The sequence below is a fragment of the Aerococcus sp. L_32 genome, assembly GCF_050689315.1.
This window is the reverse complement of the sequence record NZ_JBOEQF010000309.1, coordinates 1-2,323: the sequence shown is the minus strand read 5'-3', so window position 1 is coordinate 2,323 and position 2,323 is coordinate 1. Positions and strand designations below refer to the sequence as shown.

Genomic DNA, 2,323 nt, shown 5'->3' with positions numbered 1-2,323 from the left:
GGGGGTACCTTTAACCCCATCCATAACGGTCATTTATTGATGGCTGAACAAGTCTATGACAAGCTGAAATTAGATGAAGTGTGGTTTATGCCAAACAAGAAGCCACCCCATTCGGAAACCAAAGAAACCTTAGACGACGCCTACCGGATAGATATGATAGAATTGGCAATCCAAGACAATCCACACTTTAGTCTAGAAGCAATTGAACTCGACCGGGTAGGAAAATCTTATACGGTGGATACTATGGAGATTTTAACGGCCCTGTATCCAACTTATGAGTTCTATTTCATCATTGGGGCGGATATGATTGAAAACTTACCTAAATGGCATCGGATTGATGATTTGATTAAGATGGTGCATTTTGTAGGTGTTGGCCGTGAGGGTTATCAAAATGATACGGACTATCCATTGATTTTTGTAGACGCTGAAGGGATGACTGTGTCATCAACAGGGATCAGAAACTCGGTGGCAGAAAAAGCCTCTATCCGTTACCTGACACCAGGACCTGTTGTTGCCTACATTCAAGAAAAGGGGTTATATCAAGCACATGAAAGCTAGAGAATTAAATCCGGATCTGATTAATATTAAACGGGATGAACTTGAGAAATTACTGCAAGCTCGTTTAACCAACAAGCGGTATAAGCACGTCTTACGGGTGGAAGAAACAGCTATTGAACTAGCTGAACAATACCCTGAAGCGGACGTAGATAAGGCCAGTATAGCAGCCTTACTCCATGATTATGCTAAAGAAGATAGCGAAAACCACTTATCTGAGTTTAAAGACTATCCAGGATACGACCCAGAGTGGTTAAATTACGGATCTGCCATTTGGCACGGTCCATTAGCCGCTATGATTGCAAATACTCGATTTGGGGTCAATGATGAAGATATCTTACAGGCTGTTTGGTCCCATACTATAGGGAGCTATGACATGACTCTAGACCAAAAAATCTTGTTTATCGCCGACTATATCGAACCAGGTCGTGACTTTAAGGGCGTTGAACAAGCACGAGATCTAGCCAAGACTGACTTAGATGCGGCAGTAGACTTTAAAATCAAACAATCTATTGTCCATTTGGTTGAATCAGGCCGTCAAGTATATCCAGAAACAATCGCCATCTACAATGATTGGGTTAAAAAATTTAGCAGCAAAAAAAAGTAATAAAAACAAGTAATCAGAATAAAACAGCAATAATAAAGGAGTATTTATGACTAAAAAGAGTGAAATATTATTAGAAGCAATCGTTAGAGGTGCGGACGACCGCTTAGCGACAGATATCGTAGCCTTAGACGTTGCCAACACAACACCAATGGCTGACTATTTTGTCATCATGTCTGGTCGTAACGATCGTCAAGTTAAAGCCATTGTGGACGCTGTTGAAGATGCAATTGAAGAAGCAGGATTTTCAGTGAAGGGTATCGAAGGAAAAGACGGTAACCGTTGGATCTTAATCGATGCTTTCGACGTGATTGTACACGTATTTACAAGTGAAGAACGTGGTTTCTACAACTTAGAAAAAATGTGGACTGAAGCACCATTAGTCAACGTTGAAGAATGGATTAGCTAAGGCGCAACCATGACAGAAAATCAACAACAATATGACGTATTCGCCGATGTCTACGAAATCTTGTTTGATGACAGTCTATACCTATCTTGGTTTACCTTCGCCACAGAAACCATGCAGGCCTTCGACAAATTCATAGAGGGCCAAGACTATTGGTTGGACCTTGGCGCAGGTGGCGGTCAATTCGCTATTTTGATGGCCCAAGCAGGTTATCCTATCAAGGGGCTAGACCTATCTGAAAAAATGGTCGCTGCAGCCAAAGCGAACGCTAAGGAAGCTAAGTTAGACCTTGAATTCTGGCAAGATGACATGACCACATTTGAATTAAGGGACCAAGCAGCAGTCATTTCCTGTTTCTGCGATACCTTTAATTATCTAGCGGACGCGAATGCGGTGAAAACTACTTTTACCCATATCTACCAGCAATTACAAGATGGTGGGATTTTCATGTTCGACGTTCATTCTATCCATCAAATGAATGACATCTATCCAGAAACATCCTTTGTCGTTGAGTGGGATGACGCCGTATTTACCTGGACATCAGACCAGTTCCGTGGCGAAAATACCATCGACCATACCATTAACGTATTCGTTCAAAATACAGACGATAACAACTACCAACGGTTTGAAGAAATGCACTACGAACAGACCTTGCCTATTGAAGCTTACCAGGAAATTTTGACCCAAGTAGGCTTCAAGAACATCCGTGTCACAGCAGACTTTGGCCAAGACGCACCGGATGAGAGTTCTAAACGTAT

The 2,323-nt window shown here is 41.9% G+C and carries 4 protein-coding genes; all 4 read left to right on the top strand.

Annotation, left to right across the window (positions count from 1 at the left end; genetic code table 11):
- A partial coding sequence (locus ACRCJ0_RS12180) for a nicotinate-nucleotide adenylyltransferase (protein ID WP_431390589.1) occupies nucleotides 1-558 on the top strand: 558 nt, incomplete at its 5' end.
- Nucleotides 548-1,162 carry a bis(5'-nucleosyl)-tetraphosphatase (symmetrical) YqeK gene (gene yqeK, locus ACRCJ0_RS12175; protein ID WP_431387241.1) on the top strand — a complete coding sequence of 205 codons (615 nt, stop codon included), beginning with the start codon at nucleotides 548-550 and terminating at the stop codon, nucleotides 1,160-1,162. The genes ACRCJ0_RS12180 and yqeK, both read left to right, overlap by 11 nt.
- A gap of 46 nt (nucleotides 1,163-1,208) precedes the next feature.
- A complete protein-coding gene (gene rsfS, locus ACRCJ0_RS12170) occupies nucleotides 1,209-1,568 on the top strand; it encodes a ribosome silencing factor (RefSeq protein ID WP_417892941.1) in 360 nt (119 codons plus the stop codon).
- Nucleotides 1,569-1,577: 9 nt separating this feature from the next.
- Nucleotides 1,578-2,323, top strand: a 746-nt coding sequence (locus tag ACRCJ0_RS12165) for a class I SAM-dependent DNA methyltransferase (RefSeq protein WP_431390588.1), incomplete at its 3' end; no start/stop codon positions are given.